The organism is Sphingomicrobium sediminis, from assembly GCF_023805295.1.
Lineage (GTDB): Bacteria > Pseudomonadota > Alphaproteobacteria > Sphingomonadales > Sphingomonadaceae > Sphingomicrobium > Sphingomicrobium sediminis.
Map to the genome: position 1 here is coordinate 80,978 of NZ_JAMSHT010000001.1, position 18,996 is coordinate 99,973.

General features: G+C 63.0%; 17 protein-coding genes and 1 tRNA gene. 5 read left to right on the forward strand and 13 right to left on the reverse strand.

Going from position 1 to position 18,996, the window contains the following annotated elements; translation table 11 throughout:
• The first annotated feature begins 44 nt into the window (after nucleotides 1-44).
• Nucleotides 45-980 carry an aldo/keto reductase gene (locus NDO55_RS00360; protein ID WP_341869954.1) on the forward strand — a complete coding sequence of 312 codons (936 nt, stop codon included), beginning with the start codon at nucleotides 45-47 and terminating at the stop codon, nucleotides 978-980.
• Here NDO55_RS00360 and NDO55_RS00365 read toward each other — a convergent pair.
• From NDO55_RS00365 to NDO55_RS00380, 4 genes are read right to left on the reverse strand one after another with little or no spacing between them, the layout of a single operon-like run.
• A complete protein-coding gene (locus tag NDO55_RS00365; RefSeq protein WP_252111322.1) occupies nucleotides 977-1,774 on the reverse strand; it encodes an energy transducer TonB in 798 nt (265 codons plus the stop codon). The genes NDO55_RS00360 and NDO55_RS00365 overlap by 4 nt on opposite strands.
• Entirely contained in the window at nucleotides 1,774-3,096 is a 1,323-nt protein-coding gene (locus NDO55_RS00370; RefSeq protein ID WP_252111324.1) for a M20 metallopeptidase family protein, read from the reverse strand. The genes NDO55_RS00365 and NDO55_RS00370 overlap by 1 nt, the downstream gene beginning before the upstream one ends.
• Nucleotides 3,097-3,720, reverse strand: a complete 624-nt coding sequence (locus NDO55_RS00375; protein ID WP_252111326.1) for a DUF4893 domain-containing protein — start codon at nucleotides 3,718-3,720, stop codon at nucleotides 3,097-3,099.
• Between the two features lie 11 nt (nucleotides 3,721-3,731).
• Entirely contained in the window at nucleotides 3,732-4,517 is a 786-nt protein-coding gene (locus NDO55_RS00380; RefSeq protein ID WP_252111328.1) for a 3-hydroxybutyrate dehydrogenase, read from the reverse strand.
• 99 nt (nucleotides 4,518-4,616) lie between these two features.
• On the opposite strand from NDO55_RS00380, the gene ypfJ reads away from it, so the two are divergent.
• Nucleotides 4,617-5,477, forward strand: a complete 861-nt coding sequence (ypfJ, locus tag NDO55_RS00385; RefSeq protein WP_252111330.1) for a KPN_02809 family neutral zinc metallopeptidase — start codon at nucleotides 4,617-4,619, stop codon at nucleotides 5,475-5,477.
• Between the two features lie 19 nt (nucleotides 5,478-5,496).
• Nucleotides 5,497-7,572, forward strand: a complete 2,076-nt coding sequence (locus tag NDO55_RS00390) for an amino acid permease (RefSeq protein WP_252111332.1) — start codon at nucleotides 5,497-5,499, stop codon at nucleotides 7,570-7,572.
• Here the strand turns inward: NDO55_RS00390 and NDO55_RS00395 are convergent.
• Entirely contained in the window at nucleotides 7,569-8,567 is a 999-nt protein-coding gene (locus NDO55_RS00395; RefSeq protein WP_252111334.1) for an NADP-dependent oxidoreductase, read from the reverse strand. The genes NDO55_RS00390 and NDO55_RS00395 overlap by 4 nt on opposite strands.
• Before the next feature lie 139 nt (nucleotides 8,568-8,706).
• Nucleotides 8,707-9,522, reverse strand: a complete 816-nt coding sequence (locus NDO55_RS00400; RefSeq protein WP_252111336.1) for an SWFGD domain-containing protein — start codon at nucleotides 9,520-9,522, stop codon at nucleotides 8,707-8,709.
• 215 nt (nucleotides 9,523-9,737) lie between these two features.
• Here NDO55_RS00400 and NDO55_RS00405 point away from each other — a divergent pair.
• A tRNA-Ala gene (locus NDO55_RS00405) sits at nucleotides 9,738-9,813 on the forward strand.
• A 37-nt stretch (nucleotides 9,814-9,850) separates the two neighbouring features.
• Nucleotides 9,851-10,624, forward strand: a complete 774-nt coding sequence (locus NDO55_RS00410; protein ID WP_252111338.1) for a sulfite exporter TauE/SafE family protein — start codon at nucleotides 9,851-9,853, stop codon at nucleotides 10,622-10,624.
• On the opposite strand, the gene NDO55_RS00415 is transcribed toward NDO55_RS00410, so the two are convergent.
• The 7 genes from NDO55_RS00415 to NDO55_RS00445 all read right to left on the reverse strand — a co-directional run bounded on the left by NDO55_RS00415 (nucleotide 10,621) and on the right by NDO55_RS00445 (nucleotide 18,966).
• On the reverse strand, nucleotides 10,621-13,521 hold the full coding sequence (locus tag NDO55_RS00415) for a VIT domain-containing protein (RefSeq protein WP_252111340.1): 2,901 nt from the start codon (nucleotides 13,519-13,521) through the stop codon (nucleotides 10,621-10,623). The genes NDO55_RS00410 and NDO55_RS00415 overlap by 4 nt on opposite strands.
• Nucleotides 13,522-13,611: 90 nt before the next feature.
• Nucleotides 13,612-14,046, reverse strand: coding sequence for a DUF411 domain-containing protein (locus NDO55_RS00420; protein ID WP_252111342.1), 435 nt, complete (start codon nucleotides 14,044-14,046; stop codon nucleotides 13,612-13,614).
• A 130-nt stretch (nucleotides 14,047-14,176) separates the two neighbouring features.
• A complete protein-coding gene (gene pnp, locus NDO55_RS00425) occupies nucleotides 14,177-16,504 on the reverse strand; it encodes a polyribonucleotide nucleotidyltransferase (RefSeq protein WP_252111343.1) in 2,328 nt (775 codons plus the stop codon).
• Nucleotides 16,505-16,671: 167 nt separating this feature from the next.
• Nucleotides 16,672-16,941: a 30S ribosomal protein S15 gene (gene rpsO / locus NDO55_RS00430; RefSeq protein WP_252111345.1), complete on the reverse strand. Its 270-nt coding sequence runs from the start codon at nucleotides 16,939-16,941 to the stop codon at nucleotides 16,672-16,674.
• 53 nt (nucleotides 16,942-16,994) lie between these two features.
• Complete coding sequence (gene truB, locus NDO55_RS00435) at nucleotides 16,995-17,876, reverse strand: tRNA pseudouridine(55) synthase TruB (protein ID WP_252111347.1); 882 nt, start codon at nucleotides 17,874-17,876, stop codon at nucleotides 16,995-16,997.
• Between the two features lie 29 nt (nucleotides 17,877-17,905).
• On the reverse strand, nucleotides 17,906-18,277 hold the full coding sequence (locus NDO55_RS00440) for a hypothetical protein (protein ID WP_252111348.1): 372 nt from the start codon (nucleotides 18,275-18,277) through the stop codon (nucleotides 17,906-17,908).
• A 71-nt stretch (nucleotides 18,278-18,348) separates the two neighbouring features.
• The gene (locus NDO55_RS00445; protein WP_252111350.1) at nucleotides 18,349-18,966 is read right to left on the reverse strand and encodes a thymidine kinase; all 618 of its coding nucleotides are present in this window, start codon (nucleotides 18,964-18,966) and stop codon (nucleotides 18,349-18,351) included.
• Nucleotides 18,967-18,996 lie beyond the last annotated feature (30 nt).

Below are 18,996 nucleotides of genomic sequence, written 5' to 3' on the forward strand. Positions count from 1 at the left end.
TCGGATAAATTTACAAATATATGGTGAAGAAGAGGGGGATTGAGGTGGAAAAACGCGCGATCGGATCGAGCGACATGCACGTCGCGCCGCTGGCCCTTGGCGGTAATGTGTTCGACTGGACGGCGGACATAGCGACCAGCTTTCGCATCATGGACGGTTTCGTCGATGTCGGCGGCAGCATGATCGACACGGCCGACGTCTATTCGATGTGGGTCGAAGGCCATACCGGCGGCGAGAGCGAGCGGGTCATCGGCGACTGGCTCAAGAAGAGCGGCAAGCGCGAGGATGTCGTGATCGCATCCAAGGTCGGCTTCCTCGCCGGGCTCGACCCCGTCATCGTGCGCAATGCCTGCGAAGCCTCGTTGAAGCGGCTGGGGACCGACCGCATCGACCTGTATTATATGCACAAGGATGACGAGAAGGTGCCGCTGGCCGACAGCTTGGGCGCGTTCGACGAGCTGGTGAAGGCGGGCAAGATCCGCGCCATCGGCCTCAGCAATTTCACGGCGGAGCGCGTGCGCGAGGCAATGCAGGTGGCCGAGGAAAATGGCCTCGCCAAGCCGGTCGCGCTGCAACCCTGGTACAATCTGGTCGAGCGCGAGCGTTACGAAGACGAATTGCGCGACGCGGTCGCCGAGGCCGGCCTTGGCGTCTTCACCTATTATTCGATCGCCAACGGCTTCCTCACCGGCAAATATCGCTCGATGGACGATCTCGACCAGAGCCCGCGCGGCCTGCGCAATGTCGGCTATCTGGAGGGCAAGGGGGCGAAGGTGCTCGAGGTGCTCGACGACATTAGCAGCGAGACCGGCGCCCCGCTCGCGACCATCTCGCTAGCCTGGCTCGCGGCCCAACCAACCATCACCGCACCCATCGCCAGTGCGACGAGCCTCAAACAGCTGTCAGAACTGGTCGAAAGCCTGACGCTGGAATTGAGCGACGAACAGATCGAGCGGCTGAACGAAGCCAGCGCTAGCTAGGGAATCTGGAATAGGATCGAGGTCCAGCCTCGGCTCTCGATTGTCTCGCCCGCTTCGTTGCGAGCCGGGATATAGCGCAGGCGCCGCTCAGCCAGTCGGCATGATGCTTCGTCGAGAATGGACGACCCGCTGCTTTCGTGGATCTCGCAATTGTTGACGCGTCCGGTCGTCCCGACCGTCCAGCTGATGGTCACCCGGCCGGTCAGTTCGGCACGCAGTGCGCGCGCGGGATAGTCGCCATCGCGGATGAAGATGGGCGACGAGAGCAATTTGTGCGGCATCGGCCCGAAGCCGGCCAGCGAATATGTAAGTCTCACGCGACGATCGCGCTCGGCCAGCAACGTTCGCGCGACTTTGGTACAGTCATGATGAGGGAAATCGAGCGTGGCGGCTTCCATGCGATCCTTGCTGTCCCACTGAAAGGCGGATCGGTAGGCGTTGGCAGCCTCGTCGGTAGCCATTGGGGCCGTGGCGGCATCGCAAGCGGCCTGTTCGTCCTCGCTGATCCTCAGGCGCAGCGGATCGAGGCGGCGAATGGCGTCTTCGGCTTCCTCGACATGATCTCCCGAAGGCATGAGCGCGAGATAGAGGTCGTAGCCGCGCACAACGTCGAGATCTTTCGCCAGCGACCAGATTGTGTCGTCATCCAGCGCGGCCTCGTCGAAGACGTTGGTGGCGTCTTCCGGGACGGGCATGCCGACAAAGTCGTAGGGGCTGGGATTGGGGACCTGCAGCGGCTTTGCGGGCGGCGGTGCAGGCTGGGCCAGATACGCGGCCAACAGGATGGTAAGCATCAGTTTCCTTCAAAAAGATCCAGCGCCAGCAGCGTCATCGCTTCGGTGGCGCGATTGATCACGATTTCGGCATCGGGGGCCCAGAAGGGGCTGTGGAGGCTGGGCAACTTGGTCGCATCCCCGCCGGTCTCGTCCCACTTGTCCGCGGGTTGGCCGCCGACCCAGAAGATGAGGCTCTGCATGTCGGGGTCCTCGCGGCGGTAGCGGCCGAAATCCTCCCCGCCCATGACCGGCGGGATCTCGCTGACCATGTCTGTGCCCCAGCGATCTTGGAACAGCGCCATCGCCCGCGAAGCCAGTTCGGGCGTGTTGTAGGTCGACGGCGTGAACTCGCTCTCGCGCACGGTGACGATCGGCATCCGGTCCTCGGGCACGCCGGCGGCCATCGCTTCGCCCATGGCGATCCGCTCGATGGCGGCCAGCAATTGCGCGCGGGTCTCGTCCGAATAGCTGCGCACCGTGAGGAGCAATTCGGCCTCGTCGGAAATGATGTTGTGCTTGGCCCCGGCATGGAAGCTGCCGACCGTGACAACTGCCGGATCGAGCGGGTCGAGCTCGCGCGCGACAATGGTCTGGAGCGCGGTCACGAAGCGGCTGGCGATGACGATCGGGTCCTTGGTCGTGTGCGGATAGGCGCCGTGCCCGCCGACGCCGCGAATGGTGACATCGACGCTGTCGACATTGGCGAGCGCATAGCCAGGCGCGATGCCGATATCGCCGGCGCGGCCGCGCGCGCTGTCATGGAAGGCGACGGCATAAGCGGGCATCGGGAAGCGCTCGAACAGTCCGTCCTCGATCATCGCGCGCGCACCTTCGCCGGTTTCCTCTGCAGGCTGCAGGATCATCATCAACGTGCCAGACCATTCGTCGCGTCGCTCGATGAGTTGCATGGCGGTGCCGATCCAGGTGGTCATGTGCGTGTCGTGGCCGCAGGCATGCATCACGCCGGTCTCGACGCCCGACTGGGGCGCGACGGCGGTCACGGTCGAGGCGTAGGGCAGGCCGGTATCTTCGATTACCGGCAGGCCATCCATGTCCGCGCGCAGCATGACGACGGGGCCGGGGCCGTTCTCCATGATCGCGACGACGCCGGTGCCGCCAACCTGCTCGGTCACCTCGAAGCCCAGTTCGCGCGCGATGGCGGCCATGTAAGCCGCAGTCTCAACCTCCATGCCCGACAGTTCGGGGTTGGCGTGGAGGTGGCGGTAATGCGCCATCAGTTCGTCCATGTCGGCATCGATCGACGCGCCAAGATCGGCGGGCTGCGCGATGAGTGGGGCAGGGGCGATGGCGAGAGCGAAGGCGGCTAGGGCGAGGCGCATCTATTCCTCCGGGATGAGTTCGATGATGTCGAGTTTGCTTTCGAAACGCGGGCTCGGGATGAGGAGGCGGAAGCGATTCTCGCCGACGCGCTGCAAGGCGGCGACCATGTCGCGCTGCGGGTCGGCGCCGTAGCGCATGGCGCGGTCTTCGTCGCCCAGCACCAAGGTGCCGAGAAAGACCTGGCGATATTGATCGTCGGGAAAGAGAAGGCCGACGGGGCGCTGCGATCCGGTCAGCTTGGCAAAACCGTGCAGATCCTCTTCGGGCCGGATGCGGCACTGGAAATAGGGATAGTCGACATAGGCCAGCGTCGACGCGCCGCTCATGGTGCCAAGCTTGATGGTGCGGCAGCGATAGAGGCCGTTGGGCACGTCGCCGAGGATCATCGCGGCGTCGGGATCGCCGAGCGCGCCCAATGCTTCGACCTCGTCGCCATAGCCCTTGGCGCGCGCTTCGCGGATCGCCGCGTTGAAGGTGGCTCGCCAGTCGCGCAGCCGGTCGCCATCATCCTCGGTCACGATCTGGCGCCAGTTGCGCGTTTCGAGCGTGTCGATCGTGGGATCGCCGGGCAGCGTCGAACAGCTGGCCAGCAGGAGCGATGCGAGGATAAGCGACAATCTCATGGCCGCGCAGCCTATTGTGCCGTCCAGCCGCCGTCCATGCTGATATTCGCGCCGGTTATGCTGGCGGCTTCGTCGGACGCGAGGAAAAAGGCGCAGGCGGCGACCTCTTCGACCGTGACGAAGCGCTTGGTGGGCTGCGCTTTCAGAAGCACGTCGTTCATCACTTCTTCGCGCGTTAGCCCTCTGGCTTTCATGGTGTCGGGGATCTGTTTTTCCACCAGCGGTGTCCAGACATAGCCGGGCGAAATGCAGTTGATGGTGATGCCGTCCTCTGCGGTCTCGAGCGCGACCGTTTTGGTGAAGCCGGCAACGCCATGCTTGGCGGCGACATAGGCCGACTTGTTGGGCGAGGCGACGAGGCTGTGCGCGCTGGCCGTGTTGATGACGCGGCCGAAGCCCTTGTGCCGCATGGCCGGGAGGACAAGGCGCGTCGTGTGAAAGACCGCCGACAGGTTGAGCGCGATAATCTTGTCCCACTTGTCGACGGGAAAGTCCGCGACCGGGGCGACATGCTGCATGCCGGCATTGTTGACGAGGATGTGCGGGCTGCCGATCTCGCTGGTGCAATCGCCCACCATCTTGTCGATGGCGGCGACATCGGTGAGGTCGGCATCCGAATAGATGGCCTTGGCGCCCGAGCGCTGCTCGAGGTCGGCGCGGATCGCCTCGATCTCTTGCGGATCGCCGAACCCGTTGATCATGACCGAGGCACCCGCATCGGCGAGGCGCTGCGCAATGGCGAGGCCGATGCCGCTGGTCGATCCGGTAACGAGTGCGCGCTTGCCTTCGAGTGTCATCTACTGTCTCCCTTTGGCCCAGCAATGGCGCGAGGGGCGGGGCGATGCAACCGCCAAGCCCTCCGAGCCGTTTGGGGGTGACAAGAGGGAGACGAATCCATGCGCCTTGGCGATCGCGACAGTGACAATTTCATCGACCGAACCGGCCAGCGCGGCGGCGGTGGCGGCATGGGCGGCATGTCGAGCGGCATTTTCCTGCTGCTCGCGCGCTTCGTCTTCAACAAGTTCGGGATCGTCGGCATCCTGATTCTCGGCCTTGGCTATTGCGCGCTGTCGGGCGGGCTTGGCGGCCTCACCGGCGGATCGCCGCAGGGCGCCAGCAGCGGGCAATCGACGCTGACCGAAAGCGAACTCGCTTTGCTGCGCGGGACCCTGGAAAGCACCGACGATGTCTGGACCGAGATTTTCGCACAGGCCGGTGCGAGTTACCGCGAGCCCGAATTGGTCGCCTATGAGGGCGGCACGCAGACGGCGTGCGGCTATGGCCAAGAAGTGATGGGGCCATTTTACTGCCCAGGCGATAGCCGCATCTATATCGATCCCGATTTCTTCAACGAATTGTCGAGCCGCTTTGGCGCGCCCGGCGATTTCGCTGCACGCTATGTCATCGCGCATGAGGTGGGGCATCACATTCAGAACCTCGAAGGCACGCTCGCCGACGTTCAGCGCCAACAGCAGCGCGTCAGCCAGACGCAGGGCAACCAGCTGCAGGTCGGCGTCGAATTGCAGGCAGATTGCTATGCGGGCGTCTGGGCCGCACGCACCGGCGCGATGGAGCCGGGCGACCTCGAAGAAGGCCTGCGCGCTGCAGAAGCCATTGGCGATGACACCTTGCAACGCCAGGCCGGACAGGCAGTCCGCCCCGAAAGCTTCACCCACGGCACCTCGGCCCAGCGCATGGAAGCGCTCCGCCGCGGTCTCAGCCGAGGCGACCCGCGCATGTGCAACTATGCGGGATAGGCGAGGCGCCGCGTAGCCGATGGCCGACGCGAAGAAGCTGACCAAGAGCCTAAAACTCTTCGATGTCTATGCAATGGCCACGGGGGCGATGTTCTCCTCCGGGCTGTTTCTGCTGCCCGGCATTGCCGCGGCGACGACAGGCAGCTCTGTGTATCTGGCCTATTTTGCAGCGGGCTTCCTGATCCTGCCGGCCATGTACTGCATGGCCGAATTGTCGACCGCGATGCCCAAATCCGGCGGCACCTACTTCTTCCTCGATCGCGCCATGGGGCCGCTGATGGGTACGATTGGCGGGCTGGGGTCGTGGATCGCAGTCGTGTTCAAAAGTGCGTTCGCGCTGGTGGGGATGGGTGCCTATCTCGGACTCTATTTCGACGTCCCGATCACGCTGACGGCCATCGTGCTGACCATCGGCTTCGGGCTGATCAACTTTTTCGGTGCCAAGGAAACGACGATGCTGCAGCGCATCCTCGTCACCATCCTTGTCGTGATCCTCGGCATGTTCGTGATCCTCGGGCTCGCCGATGCGGGTGTGGACCGGATCTTCGCGCCGGAGCCCAGCTATGGCGCCTTCTTCAACAGCGGTTTCGTCGGATTCATCGCCACCGTCGGTCTCGTTTTCGTCTCCTATGCCGGACTTACAAAGGTGGCGAGTGTGGCGGAGGAGGTCGAGAATCCCGACCGCAACATCCCGCTCGGCATGACACTTGCGCTGCTGACAGCAACCGCAATCTATACACTCGGCACCTTCATCCTGGTGAAGTTGCTCACCCCCGATGAGCTGTTCGGAAGCCTCACGCCGATGGCCGACGGTGCCGCCGCCATCGGTAGCTTCCTGCCAAGCGACATTTTGGTTTTCGCCATCGTCGTCAGTGCGATTGCCGCCTTCGCGTCGACCGGCAATGCCGGGATCATGTCGGCCTCGCGCTATCCATTCGCGATGGCCAAGGACAAGTTGATGCCGGCGCCGCTCTCGCGGCTATCGAAGTTCGAGACGCCGACCTTCGCTATCCTGCTGACGGTCGCCGCGATGATCTTCGTGTTGGCGACACTGGATGTGGAATCGGTCGCCAAGCTGGCCAGCGCCTTCCAGCTTCTGCTCTTCGGTCTCGTCTGCCTCGCCGTCATCGTGATGCGCGAGAGCAAGATACCGGGCTATCGGCCGGGATTCCGCACGCCGCTCTATCCGTGGGTACCGCTCGCCGGTATCTTCATCGCGCTCTGGCTGATCTTCGAGATGGGGCTGATGGCGATCGGCTTCACCTTCCTGATCGCGATCCTGTCGGGGCTTTGGTACCAGCATTATGCCGGTGACCGCGTCGAGCGGCGCGGGGCGATCTATCATGTCGGCGAGCAGATGGCGAAGAGCCGCTATGACGGGATCGAGACCGAGTTGATGGGCATCGTTCACGACCGAACGACCGAGCAAAATCTCGCTTATGAGGAAGTCATTGCCCAGTCGGTCATGATCGACCTCAAATCGGGTCACTATGATTTCGAGATTCTGCTCGAACGCGCACTAGCCGAGGGCGAGGCGCGTTACGGGATCGATGCGGAAGTGCTGAGTGGCGACATGGATCGCAATCCCTATGAGCGCCATCGCCTGCATTCGCGCGCGATGGTCCTGCATCGCTCGGTCATGAAATTGGCATCGCCGGCGCTCTTTGTATTCCGGCTATGCGACGATGCCCAATTTTCGTTCGGCACCGAATATGACCTGCATACGGTGCTGATCCTGTTGGTGCCCGAGGACCCGGTGGGGCTCGATCTCAGGATAACGGGACACCTGTCGGAGATCATGCGCGCGCCCGGCTTCGAGCAAAGATGGCTGGACGCGTCGGGCGAGGCTGAGCTCAACGCCCTGCTCGTACGCGACGAGCATTTTCTGCACGGCTATGTCAGCGAATTTCCGGCACTTGCCGGACAGGTCGGCCGTCGCGTTGGCGAGATTGACCTGCCGGGCAGCGCGCTGATCGTCATGATCGAACGCGGCGCCCAGCTGGTCATCGCCAAGCCGGGGATCGAATTGCGCGACGGTGACCGTCTGTCGATTATCGGCGATACCGAAGATATTGCGGCGCTACGGCGCTCCTAGAGCTTCACCAGCATCTTGCCGGTATTCGCGCCCTCGAACAGGCCGAGGAAAGCGTCGAACGTCTTGTCGAGGCCTTCATGCACGGTCTCGCGCGTCTTGATCTGTCCGGAGTGCAGCATCGGTACCATCTGCCCGTAAAAATCCATCATCTGGTCCTGGAAATCGGTGAAGATGAAGCCTTCCATGCGGATGCGCTTGCCGATCGCCAGTGCAAGATATTTGAATTCGTAGGCGGCCTCGCCATTGATGCCGTCGATGAAGCCGCACATGGCGACACGCGCATTGTTGTTGGCGTGTGCAATGGCCGCATCGAGGTGGTCGCGGCCGACATTGTCGAAATAGACATCGATGCCCTTGGCGCCGATTTCCTTGAGCGCCTTGTACAGGCCCTTGATGATCGGCCCGGCTTTGTAGTCTATGCATTTGTCCGCACCGAGGCTCTCGACCCAGGCGCATTTCTCCGGCCCGCCCGCCGAGCCGATGACCGTCATGCCCTTAGCCTTGGCGATCTGCACGACCATCGAACCAACCGCGCCCGCGGCGGCCGAGACGAAGACCACGTCGCCTTCCTTGGCCGCGGCAATGTCCATCAGACCGAACCAGGCCGTGCCACCCGTCAGGCCCAGCGTGCTGAGGAAGTGGAAAGGTTCGACGCCCAGTTCGGGCAGCTTGAAGATGCCCTGCGTGGAGATCACCGCTTCGTCGCGCCAGCCGGCAAAATGGAAGACTTTGTCGCCTTCCTCGAAACCGTCAGCCTTCGATGCGACGACCGTGCCGACGGCGCCGCCATCCATCGGACGATCGAGCTTGAAGCTTTCGAAATAGCTTTCCTGGTCATCCATGCGCACGCGCATATAGGGGTCGACCGAGATCCAGTCGTTGCGGACATGGATCATGCCGTCCTCGAGCGCAGGCATGTCATAGTCCTTGAGCGCCACGTCGTCGTGGGTGGGTTTGCCCTGCGGGCGCTGCATAAGGTGCCAGGCTTTGGCCATGATCCGTTTCTCCTGTTGGGTCGCGATTTGCCACGGACCTACGCCTTGGCCGGACATAAGGAAAGGCCCGACCGCAATGGCCGGGCCTTCTCCCCTCGCGTCGCGACACTAAAGGGTGCCGCTAACTTCTCAGTCTCGATTAGTAGTTATTCGAGATGCGCTGTTCGCGCATGGTATTGCGATCGAATTCGCGCTTGTCGAAGAGGCGGCTCTTCGCAAGTTCGCTATCGAGGTTCAGCTTCACCTGACCCTGTTCGATCGTCTCGACATTGCGCAGCGAGAACATGCCGCGCTGGTCGTTGTCACTGTCATTCTTCACGACGATGCGGTCACCGATCACGGTGTCGATATTGCCGATCGTTTCGCCATCCGATGCGACGAGCGTCGCATTGTCATCGAGCTGGTTCAGCCTGACGCGCATATTTTCGCGGCTCTCGCGCCACGAGGCGAATTCGTCGTTGAAGCGCTCCTGATTTTCGAGGCGCCACTCGCGATAGTCGCGATCAAGCGCATCGATCTGGCGGGCACGCCACTGCGAATAGTTTTCGTCGGTAGTGAACTCGCTCTGCGTCTGCGGACGACCCCAGCGATTCTGGGTATAGCCGCGATCATAATCATAAGCGTCGACACGGTCGTAACCGCGCTCGTTCATCTCGCTATTCGAACGCGAGAAACGGTCTTCGCTGTCATACGGGCGGCGATAGCCTTCCGAGACATTGCGGCCGTTTTCGAATTCGAAATGCTGGTTCTTGTAGCCGTCACCGGTATAACCATAGCGCTCGTCCAGTTCACGACGGCGTGCAGCTTCGTCGTCACCGAACCAGCTCAACACTTCGTCACCGGCACGATCGAAGAAGTCGCGTTCGCTGCGCTCGTAGCCATAGTCGCCACGCATTTGCTGCGGGCGGCGGCCATAGTTACGGCCTTCGAAGCGACCCGTCGGCCTGGTCCTCATGCGATCATAACGATCATAAATCATAATGGATGATACTCCCTTTACTCGTTTGAATAGGCGAGGCCTCTTGCCTTCAAGCCTTTGTATTAAAACGGGTTTTGGTGGCGTATCGTTCCGGTTTCGGACCCACGGTTCGCTGAGGCGTGGCCGAGCCTCGCTAAGGCGTTGCATTGCGTGAAAAGCGGCGCTAGTGAAGCGCTTCGCCGATGGTGCACGGGGCTGTAGCTCAGTTGGGAGAGCGCTGCAATCGCACTGCAGAGGTCGGGGGTTCGAATCCCCCTAGCTCCACCATCGCGCCCTTTCCCGCACGCAGGGGACCCTAACCGACATGCCCGATCTTATCGAAACCGCGCTGGCGCTCTTTTCCGGCGGGCTTGTGGGATTCAGTCTCGGGTTGATTGGCGGCGGCGGTTCGATCCTGGCCGTGCCGCTATTGCTCTACCTCGTCGGGATGGACCAGCCGCACAAGGCGATCGGCACGTCCGCGCTGGCGGTGGCGGCCAATGCCGCAATCGGGCTGGCGGGGCATGCCCGCGCGGGCAACGTGCGCTGGCGCGAGGGTCTCATCTTCGCACTGGCCGGTGTGCTAGGTGCAGCTGCGGGGTCCAGTGCGGGCAAGGCGTTCAACGGGCAGGGGCTGCTCTTCCTGTTCGCCATCCTGATGATCGTGATCGCCGCCCTGATGCTGAAGCGTGGCGACCGGCCTGCATCGGACCGTCCATTCTCGGCCATGCGCCTGTTCGTCTTCGGACTGGTCGCGGGGATGGTCGCAGGCTTTTTCGGCATTGGTGGCGGCTTTATCATCGTGCCCGCTTTGATCGCCGCAAGCAGCATCTCGATGCTCTCGGCCGTCGGGACCAGCCTCGTCGCGGTGACCGCGTTCGGCTTTACCACTGCAGGCAATTATGCGCTGTCGGGCCTGGTCGACTGGTGGATTGCAGGCCTATTCGTGGTCGGAGGGTTCGTCGGCAGCTTCGGCGGCACGCGCATGGCCAAAACGCTGTCCGACAAGGGCGCGCTGACCAAGGCGTTCGCCGGGATCATCGTCATCGTCGCGCTCTACATGCTGTGGCAGAGCGGTAGCGAACTTGGCCTGATCTAGTCGGCCGCGCCCAGCCGGATATAACCCAGCGTCCGCATCCGGCCTTCGTCTTCGACCATCAGGATATCGACGACTTCCTCAGCCTCATTGCCGCGTCCGAAGTCGCGGATCAGGCGAGCCCGCAGGCGCGAGGGGCCATTGGGGTCGATGCTGTCTGAGGCGAACAGGTTGGACTGGATCTCGAACCGCCCACCGGGCGCGCGGCGGAGCCAATATTCTTCGGGCCCGAAGCCATCGAGCATATCCTCGGTATAGCGACCGCCGATCGCGCTCCTGTCATTGGCGTAATGCACGTCTTCGCCATTGGGTTCGATGACATGCAGGTCGAGATCGACGGCATCGGCGGTCCATTCGATGACGACACGGATGTCTGCATCAAGGTTGCGCACGAGGCGCGGGTCGAGGTCATGCGTGCCACCCAATGCTTCGAGGCGCGGGATCAGGGCATTGGCCTCGCGCAGCGCGATGACATCGATCCCCTCGAAGCGCAGGTCGAGCGGGCGCAGCGCGACATCGCCAAGTAGCGAAACGGCGCGTTCGTAATCCGCACGCGCAGTGTCACCGCCTTGCTTGGCCCGGCGCGCGAGCGCAAGTGCGAGCAGGCGGTCGGGATGGGGACGATGGGTGATCATCGCGGCCAGCCGCTCGCGCAAGGTGATGGCGAGGTCGAGCTGGTTCCAATTTTCGAGCCGCATGGCGACCATCGCCATGGTGGCCGCGTCGGCATTGGGTAGGTCAAGCGCGGACAAGAGGATGCGCAGTGCTTCCTCCTTGCGTTCGTTGCGCCAGAGCCAGTCGGCGGTGTCGAGATAGTAGATCGGGGCATCGCCGGCAGTCTCTTCCCACTCCGCGAAGAGCCGGTCGAATTCCTCCGGCGCGGCATCGAAAGCGTCGAGATAGTCGCGGTCGGGCCGCCTGGCGGCGACGGCGATGTCGACGCCCTCGACGTCCTGCGCTTCGGTGGTACCGGGAGCGAGGTTGACGACCTCGGTGAGATTGCGTGGGAGCGGGACCCGAGTGGTCAGTTCATCCACATCGACGTTCAGGCCCTGTGTGGTGCTCTCATAATCGAACTGCGCCGTTTCGCGTCGGCTGGCAGTCGTCACGATCTCATCGGCCGCAGCTTCCATCGTCTCCTCGGGAACGGGTTCGCCCGGCGGCGCAACCATGGCCACGGGCGGCGGCGGAGGCGGGGGCACGCCATCGCCACCCTTGCGACCGCCGTCGCCGGCGCGGGCGTCGAGGTCGAAACTGCGTTCCCACCATTCGATTTCGTCTTCCCAGCGGCCCAGCAATTGCGCGAAGCGGTCCTCGCGCTCTTCGCTTTCGAGACGGTCGGCCTCCTCGCGAAGCATCTTCCAGCGCGTAAATTGCGGATGATCGTCCTGCGGCGTGACGTCGAAGCGGATATAATCGTCGATCGTCTCGAGGACGAGGAAGGGCAGGGTAGAGCTGGCGATCGAATAGGTGCGGCTGTGCGCGACAAAGGCCTCGCGATCGACACCTTGAGCAAGCAGGGCGTTGCGGCGTGCCTCGAACAGCTGCGCATCGGCTAGCGACGCGGAACGTCCAGCTATGCTGACAGGCTGGCCATAGACGGTCACGGAGGCGTCTGCCGGCGCCTTGATCAGCGCCGAAAAGCTATAGCCTTGTTTGGAGAGGGTCAGCATTTCGGCCCGCTGGCCATTCACATTGATTTGTGCGGGCAGCGACAGATCGGGCGCATCGCCGGCGTCGACCAGAGCGCCGCCCGACGCGTCGGCGATGAGGCCGAGGATGGCACGGTCCGCGCCCTCGCGGCTGGCGATGACGAGGGTGGGGCAAGACGGGACGATATTTTCGAGCTCGCCCAAGGTAGCCTGGCCGTCGCTGACGAGAATGCAGTGGCTGGCGCTGCCTGCCGCGCCCAGCCCGTCGAAACTGCTGGCCCCGCGATAGGCGAGCGCGCCGACGGCGGCCTCAAAGTCGGCAAAGTCGCGATATTGCTGCTGGTCGCTGCCGCTGGCGTCGAAGGCGACCAGCTGGATCCAGCCGGAAAAAAGCTGGTCAGCAGCGCGGCGGATCGTGTCGAGCGCGGCGTCGTGATCATCGCCGAGGCGCGAGCGCGAGCGGTCCCAAAAGACGCGAAGGCCCATGCGGCCAGGACGCGTGGCGATCATTTCTTGACCCGAGACCTGCCAATAGGTCTCGCCCGTGTCGGGGTGGGTCGTGATCAGCGCGGTCGGTTCATCGCTTTCGTAGGCCGCGATCTCGATGCGTGTATCGAGGGCGCCGCGTCCGCTCGCGACGAGCGCCTCGCCACGAGCGTCGAACGAACCGCGCACCAGGCGGGCTCGCTCGCCTGCGCCTTCGACGCGGACCGACCAGTCGCCGCTATCCTCGCCGAGCCGCAGCGGGATCGCGAAATCGGCGCCGATCGGAGCGACATAGGTGAGGCGGATGGTCCGGCCTTCGGGGGTGACCGGGAAGACGCGCGTGGAAAAGACATTGTCGCGGCTGACTTCGGCCAGGCCGGGGTCGATGCGCACGCGCACCTGTGAATTGAACGCCTCACGCGCCTGGCTCTGGTCGACCAGCGAGCCTTCGATGAGCGTGCCTTCGATATCGAGCGCATAGCCGGTGACGACCGCGCCCTGCGGGAGGTTGATGGAGAGGCGTCCCTCGGTGCGTCCCTCGCTGCGGAAGGACATGGTCTGTTCGACTTCGACGCTGGCGCCCTCGACGCGCAGGATCGCGGCATAGTCGGCAAGTTCGAGGGGGCGTTCAAAGCCCTCGGCATCGATGCCTTGTTCGAGCGCGGTCAATCGAGGGGTCGGGAGCGGATCGTCCTGCGCCACCGAAGCGGCACCAGGCGCCATGAGGAGGAATGCCAATACCGCCAGCAGCCAACGCATCATCCAACCGTCCCCTACAGTCACTCGGGTCAATGTGATGATGTTACATGAACGGACGATGGACGAAGGTCAATCGTCCGTGATGCGTGCGTCTTAGCTGCGGCCGTGTTCGGCCCAGACCTCGAAGGTCCCATCCTTCTTGAGGAGGTAGGTGTTGTAGGCCTCGACCATGTCGCCATGCTCCATGCCGGGCGAGCCCATGGGCATGCCGGGGACGGCCAGGCCGATGGCGTCGGGACGTTCGGCCAGCAGGCGTTCGATATCGGCGGCCGGCACATGGCCCTCGATGACATAGCCTTCGACCAGCGCAGTGTGGCAGCTCGACAGTCGCATCGGGACATTGTTGGCGACCTTGAAGGCGCGCATGTCGGCCTCGTTGACGACCTTCACCTCATGGCCGGCCGATTGCAGGCGCTCGACCCATTTGAGGCAGCAGCCGCACCCTTCGCTGCGGTGCATGACGATATCGGCGGCCTGTGCGGCGGTGGCCGAGAAAGCGAGGGCGAGGGCGAGCAATGACTTGCGCATCGAATATCTCCGAAATGTTCGCCGCGCACATTATCGCGAAGTACATGAAAGGCAAAAGAAAACCCCCGACGTCGCTCACCGACGCCGGGGGCTTCTTCTCCTGACGGGCTAGCCGTCTAATCCGCGACGATTATTCGTCGTCGGTCAGGAAGGCAGGCATGTGGCCGTCATCGCCACCGTCCTTGCCGCCCTTGTCTTCGCCGCCATTGTCGTTGCGATCACGGCGCGGACCACGACCGCGGCCACCGCCATCGCGGCCACCGCCACGCGGACCACGACCACGACCACCATCACGACCGCCGCCATCACGGCGCGGACCCTTTTCACGGGGCGGACGAGTGTCTTCCAGCTCTTCGCCGGTTTCCTGGTCGACAACGCGCATCGACAGGCGGACCTTGCCGCGATTGTCGATCTCGAGCAGCTTGACCTTCACTTCCTGCCCTTCGGACAGTTCGTCGGTCACCTTCTCGACGCGCTCATTCTTGATCTCGGAGACGTGCACGAGGCCGTCCTTGCCGGGCATGAAGGTCACGAACGCGCCGAAGTCGACGATGTTGGCAACCTTGCCGACGTAGATCTTGCCGACTTCGGGCTCGGCCACGATGCCTTCGATCCACGCCTTGGCAGCGTTGATCTCGTCAGTGTTCGAGCTCGAAATCTTGATGATGCCTTCGTCGTCAATGTCGACCTTGGCGCCGGTTTCCGCGACGATTTCGCGGATAACCTTGCCGCCCGTGCCGATGACGTCGCGGATCTTGTCCTTGGCGATCTGCATGGTCTCGATGCGCGGGGCATGCTCGGAAACCGTGTCACGGCTATGGTCGAGCGCCTTGGCCATTTCACCGAGGATGTGCGTCCGGCCGGCCTTGGCCTGCTCGAGCGCCTTTTCCATGATTTCCTTGGTGATACCGGCAACCTTGATGTCCATCTGGAGCGAGGTGATGCCGGCTTCCGAACCCGCGACCTTGAAGTCCATGTCACCGAGGTGATCTTCGTCACCCAGGATGTCGGACAGGACCGCGAAGTCGTCGCCTTCGAGGATGAGGCCCATGGCGATGCCCGAGACCGGACGTTCGATCGGAACGCCGGCGTCCATCATCGACAGGCAGCCGCCGCAGACGGTGGCCATCGACGAGGAACCGTTCGACTCGGTGATGTCCGAGAGAACGCGGATCGTGTAGGGGAAGTCCTCATGGTCGGGCAGGACCGGGTGCAGCGCTTGCCAGGCCAGCTTGCCATGACCGATTTCACGACGACCGGTAAAGCCGAAGCGACCCACTTCACCGACCGAATAGGGCGGGAAGTTATAGTGCAGCATGAAGTGGCTGTAGTGCAGCCCTTCCAGGCCATCGATCATCTGCTCGGCATCCTTGGTGCCCAGCGTGGTGGTGCAGATGGCCTGCGTCTCACCGCGCGTGAACAGTGCCGAACCGTGGGTACGGGGCAGCAGGCCGACCATCGCCTCGATCGGGCGAACCTGGTCAAGCTTGCGGCCGTCGATACGGGTGCCGTCCTTGATGATCGAGCCGCGAACGATCTCGCTCTCCAGCTTCTTCACCAGCTTGAGCATGCCGAGATATTCCTGCGGATCACTTTCCTGCAGGTCGGCATAATGCTCGCGGGCCTTTTCACGGGCCGCGTTGATCGCGTCCTGGCGGGCCGACTTGTCGGTGATCTTGTAGGCGGCTTCGACATCCGCACCGATCACGCCGCGCAGCTCTTCGAGCTTTGCCGACTTGTCTTCCTGGACGTCGAGTTCCCAAGGCTCCTTGGCAGCCTGTTCGGCGAGCGAGATGATCGCGTCGACGACCTTCTTGGAGGCGTCGTGCGCAAACATGACGGCGCCGAGCATGATTTCTTCCGAAAGCTCCTTGGCTTCGGATTCGACCATCATCACGGCATCGCGAGTGGCCGCGACGACGAGGTCGAGCTGGCCGCCATCTTCGAAGATGTCCTTGGTCGACGGATTGAGGATGTAGTCGCCATCCTTGTAACCGACGCGCGCGGCGCCGATCGGGCCCATAAACGGCACGCCCGAAATGGTGAGCGCGGCGGAAGCGGCGATCATCGCGACGATGTCGGGCTCGTTCTCGCCGTCATAGCTCAGCACCTGGCAGATGACGTTGATCTCGTTGTAGAAACCCTCAGGGAAGAGGGGGCGGACCGGGCGGTCGATCAGACGGCTGGTCAGCGTTTCCTTTTCCGTGGCGCGGGCTTCACGCTTGAAAAAGCCACCGGGAATACGGCCGGCAGCGGAATATTTTTCCTGGTAGTGGACGGTGAGCGGGAAGAAATCCTGCCCTTCCTTCACCGACTTGGCGGCAGTGACGGCGCACAGCACCACGGTTTCGCCGAGGGTCGCCAGCACGGCGCCATCGGCTTGTCGGGCAATCTTGCCCGTTTCGAGCTTGAGGGTCTTCCCGCCAAGATCGATTTCTACAGTTTTCACATCGAACATATTTTATGTCACCCGGGGCCGGATGCCCTCGGGGCCTCTGATTAGCGGACTGACCGGTCCGCGCGGTTTGGGGCTTTGTTTTCGGATGCCCCCATCGTCTCCCGCCGGATTGCGGGAATTCAATAAGCGAAGGGCGCCCGATTGGACGCCCTTGCCAAAGAAACTCGTTACTTACGCAGGCCGAGGCTTTTGATCAGCTCGGCATAACGCTCATGATCCTTGCGCTTCAGATAGTCGAGAAGCGAGCGACGCTTGTTGACCATCATGAGCAGGCCACGACGCGAATGGTTGTCCTTCTTGTGGCCCTTGAAATGTTCGGTGAGCGTGTTGATGCGGTCGGTCAGGATCGCGACCTGCACTTCGGGCGAACCCGTATCGCCTTCACCGCGACCATATTTCTTGACCAGTTCGGCCTTGCGTTCGACAGTAATCGACATCGGTTCATTCCTTTCAAAAACTATTCGTTGCTGATCCTCCCGCAAAGGTGGGATCAAAGATTGAACCCGCGCAGGACGGCGACCTCGCCATCCTCCACCTCGACCAGCGCGACAGGGGTTTCCCCTTCCATCGCGAGATGCTGGCCCGGCGGTGCGGGATGCCCTGAAAGACGCTGTCCGTGACGGAGCCTGGCGGCTTCTTCGGGCGACACGACAAGGGCCGGGATGTCGTCCAGCCCCGCTGTGAGCGGGAGAACCTTGTCGTATAGGGTGCGCGCCTTAGTGGATTCCTCCAGAATGTCCAGCGAAATCGCTGCATCGAGGCCGAAGGGCCCGGCGCGTGTACGTCGCAACATGGTGACATGCCCGACGCTTTCAACGGCGCGTGCGATATCCCGTGCAAGCGAGCGGATGTACGTGCCCTTGGAGACCGTTGCCGAAAAGGTCGCCTGTTCGGGGCTGGCCTCGACCAGACGAAGCTCATGGATGGTGACGGTTCGGCTCTGGAGATCGACCGCTTTGCCTTCGCGCGCGAGGTCGTAGGCGCGCTTGCCGTCGACCTTGAGCGCCGAAAAAGCGGGCGGCATCTGCTCGATCGTGCCCATATAGCCGGGCATGATGTCCTCGATTTCCTGGCGGGTCGGACGCTTGTCGCTGGTGGCGACGACTTCGCCCTCGGCGTCGAGCGTGTCGGTCTCAGCGCCGAAGGCGACGGTGAAGTCATAGGCCTTGGTCGCATCAAGCATGCGGCCAGCCAATTTGGTGGCCTCGCCGATGGCGATGGGCAGCACGCCGCTCGCCAGCGGATCGAGTGTGCCGCCATGGCCGACCTTGGGCTTCTTGATGCCCAATTCACGCAGCGCGCGTTTCACCTTTCCGACGCAAGGGGTCGAGCCGATGCCGACCGGCTTATCGAGGATGATCCATCCGTGCATGGGGCCGCTGGCTAGCGACCGGGGCGCGGTTAGTCGAGGGTGACGATGCTGTCGCTGTCATATTGCGGCGGCGTCTCGCTGCGTCGCACGCTGGTCACCTTACAGACCGACCCGAAATCGCCGATATAGACATTGCTGCCCTGGTCGATGGTCGTGGCGCGCGCGCCGAACTTCACGGTCGGGCGCGGGTCGATGACATTGTCGGTGCAGCCCTCGTTGAGTGCGACGCGATACCAGCGATTGGTGCGATCCTGCACGAACAGGACATCGCCATTGCCGCGCACGACGTTGCGCAGCTGGCGCTGAGTGACGCCGATCTGGGTTTCCTCGTCGGCGATACCGGGCAGGCTTGCCGTCTCCGCCGGATGGGCGATCGCAAGGGCCATCAGGGTGATCATCATTGGATTTCTCCTTCGTCTCCGCCCGCTTCGTCACGAAGCGTGAAGGGGCGGGCCTGAACGCTGCCTGAAGGCTATTTGCGCGGGATGGCGAAGCCGAGTTGCTCTGCATTGGCCTCGCGCAGGCGCTCGAAGAAATGCTTGCGGCAGAGCGCGACGTAGCGGTCATTGCCGCCGACCTCGGCCTGCGGACCGTCCTGGACGGCGCGCCCGTCTTCGGTGATGCGCAGGTTCATGGTCGCCTTGGCCCCGCATTCGCAGACGGCCTTCAGTTCAACGAGCTTGTCGGCCAGCGCCAACAGGCCTGCCGAGCCGGGAAAGAGGCGGCCTTGGAAGTCACTGCGCAGGCCGTAGCAGAGAACCGGAATGTCGAGGCTGTCGACGATCTCGACCAGCTCGAGGACATGGCGCTGCGTCAGGAATTGCGCTTCGTCGACCAGCAAGCAGTCGATCTTGCGGGTCAGGCGCTCGCGCATGACCGTGGCGAGGATCGAGGCATCGTCGGAGAAGGCGAAGGCCTTGGCCTCCAGCCCGATGCGCGACCCGATGCGGCCATGCCCCTCGCGCGTATCCATCGCGCTGGTCCACAGCATCGTCTCCATGCCGCGTTCGCGATAGTTGAAGTCGGCCTGCAGGAGGGTGGTCGATTTCCCCGCATTCATCGCGGCATAATAGAAGTAGAGCTTCGCCATGACCCATGGGTGGCGCAAAGTTCAGCTGCC